The sequence below is a fragment of the Tepidimonas thermarum genome, assembly GCF_007556705.1.
Lineage (GTDB): Bacteria > Pseudomonadota > Gammaproteobacteria > Burkholderiales > Burkholderiaceae_C > Tepidimonas > Tepidimonas thermarum.
This window is the reverse complement of the sequence record NZ_VJOL01000102.1, coordinates 1-2090: the sequence shown is the minus strand read 5'-3', so window position 1 is coordinate 2090 and position 2090 is coordinate 1. Positions and strand designations below refer to the sequence as shown.

Below are 2090 nucleotides of genomic sequence, written 5' to 3'. Positions count from 1 at the left end.
GGTTTCCGCAATGCTCGCCGAACTCGACGACGAGTGGCTGACCGGCAAGGTCTATCTCAACTTCAACCTGTAACCCGGTTGTCATGACCACCCAACCGGAAATTTACAGAAAAGAGGTTGCACAATCGACTCTGGGCGGTTCGTACCGCACGGGTCCGTGGTACTTCAGTACAGGCTATGGCCTGAACAAGGCGAAATACGCTAAGGTGACCAACCCGATCCAGGGTTTCCGTAATACCGTCGACGGACTGATCCTGGGGCAATTCTGGGCCGGCCAGACCAATGGCGGCTTCCAGCCGGGCGACGCCAACAAGCGCCAGCTGTTCAAGGTGGGCGTGGGCTATCAGCTGACTCCTCAGCTCAACCTGGGCGCGCACTACTTCCGCGGTAAGCAGTCGGGCTCGGCCACGGGTGCTTCCAACGGCAACGCCAACTTCTACGTGGCCGTGGCGGACTATGCCTTCAGCAAGCGCACCGATGCCTACTTCGGCGTGGACCGCACCAGCATCAGCGGCGGCAGCGCGGTCGTGCTGGATCAGGCGAGCCGCGCACGCAGCCGTACCGGCATCACCGTGGGTGTCCGCCATCGCTTCTAACGCGTATTGAGTGGAGAGGGGAAGGGCCCTTGTGGGCCCGCCCCGATTTCAAACAACCTCCTTCGGGAGGTTGTTTTTTATGTGCGCCCGTGCCGGGCGCACATAAAAAAGCCGCGGCGTATTTTCCGCGGCTTCGGTCGTTCTGTGGATGCATGCGGCCCGATCTGGCCGCTGGGGACTCAGAACGTATGCTTCAGACCGACGCCGAAGCGGCTGTCCGGTGCACCGGCGCGGCCGTTGACGGCAGCGGCGTTGGCGTCGAAGTAGCCCGCATAAGCCGTGGTACGCTTGGACAGCGCATACGCCGCCGCCAAGCTCCAGCCTTGCTCGGCCTTCATGCCATCTTGCTTGCTGCGCGCATAGCCCACCGACACCACCAGGTTCGAGGCCACCGGCACGTCCGCACCGATCGACCACTCATTCACGTCCGCGTTCTTGGCACGACCGTAGGTGCCCAACAACTTGGCCACACCCAGATCATACGAGGCGCCAATACGGGTATATTTTTCATTGTTCGGCTCGTCGTCCTGGTAGCCCAACGCGACGAACAGCGGGCCACCTTCGTACTTGACGTGGAAGGCCGAGACACGGCTGTTGGCCACGCCTTCGCGCAGGTTGGTGCTGACCGCACCGCTAAAACCGCCAAAAGACGGCGTAGCGTAATAGATGCCGTTGTTGGGGTTAGCCGTGTACTCGTACTGGCTTTGGAAGATCAGGGCAACCGGGCCCAGGACGTTGGCGTTGAACGCCGCGTCGGTGGCGCCACCGATGTCGTCGTACGCGGTCCAGATCTTGCCGAACTTGACTTCACCGAAGCCACCGGAGAGGCTCAAGTAAGTCTGGCGATCAAAACCTGGGCCCGCTGCACCATTGTCCAACTTGATGCCCTGCTCGAACAGGAAACCCGCCTTCAGGCCGCCACCCAGGTCTTCCTCACCCTTGATGCCCCAGCGGCTGGTCGAGACGCCGCCGCTGGTCAGCTTGGCGGAGACGTTCTTATCCTTGTGCAGCACCATGTCCGCCACGCCATACAGGGTCACGGAGGACTGGGCCATCGCAGCGCCCGAAGCCGCCAGCACGGCCAACGCGATCAGAGACTTCTTCATACGGTTCACCTTTGCATGGATTGAAAAATGTTCGCCGCAAGCCGACCATCGTCATCGCTTACGACCCACAGCAAAATCATAGTGGCTTTTTTGTGACGATCAGGGTTTTCCCCAATTTGGCGCACCTCGTCCGTTGTGTCGGCGCAACATGCGCCCTGACGGCTCGTGGAGCCTCCTCGTGGAGCCTCCGTCAACGCCACGGCCACACACCGCGCCATCGGCCCGATGGAGGGTCAGCCGCCGAAGACGGCGGGCCACTAAATAGGGATAGGGGCGGTCAGTATGCCTGACCGAGCCCCTCCCACACCACCCGGCATGCGGGTCCGCACCGGGCGGTTCGAGAAGTTGAGGTCATGAGAGTCGGGGTAGGCCAAGTTGGTCGAAATAA

At 61.5% G+C, this 2090-nt stretch carries 1 protein-coding gene and 1 pseudogene; one reads left to right on the top strand and one right to left on the bottom strand.

Annotated elements, in window-relative coordinates:
* Positions 1-128: 128 nt before the first annotated feature.
* A pseudogene (locus Tther_RS13025) lies at positions 129-596 on the top strand (porin); the annotation flags it as partial.
* A gap of 179 nt (positions 597-775) precedes the next feature.
* On the opposite strand, the gene Tther_RS13020 reads toward Tther_RS13025, so the two are convergent.
* Positions 776-1702 carry a porin gene (locus Tther_RS13020; RefSeq protein ID WP_143904541.1) on the bottom strand — a complete coding sequence of 309 codons (927 nt, stop codon included), beginning with the start codon at positions 1700-1702 and terminating at the stop codon, positions 776-778.
* Positions 1703-2090 lie beyond the last annotated feature (388 nt).

Bases quoted from the DNA above. Each gene is read 5' to 3' on its own strand.
- Tther_RS13020 (WP_143904541.1), bottom strand. From the start codon at position 1,702: ATGAAGAAGTCTCTGATCGCGTTGGCCGTGCTGGCGGCTTCGGGCGCT.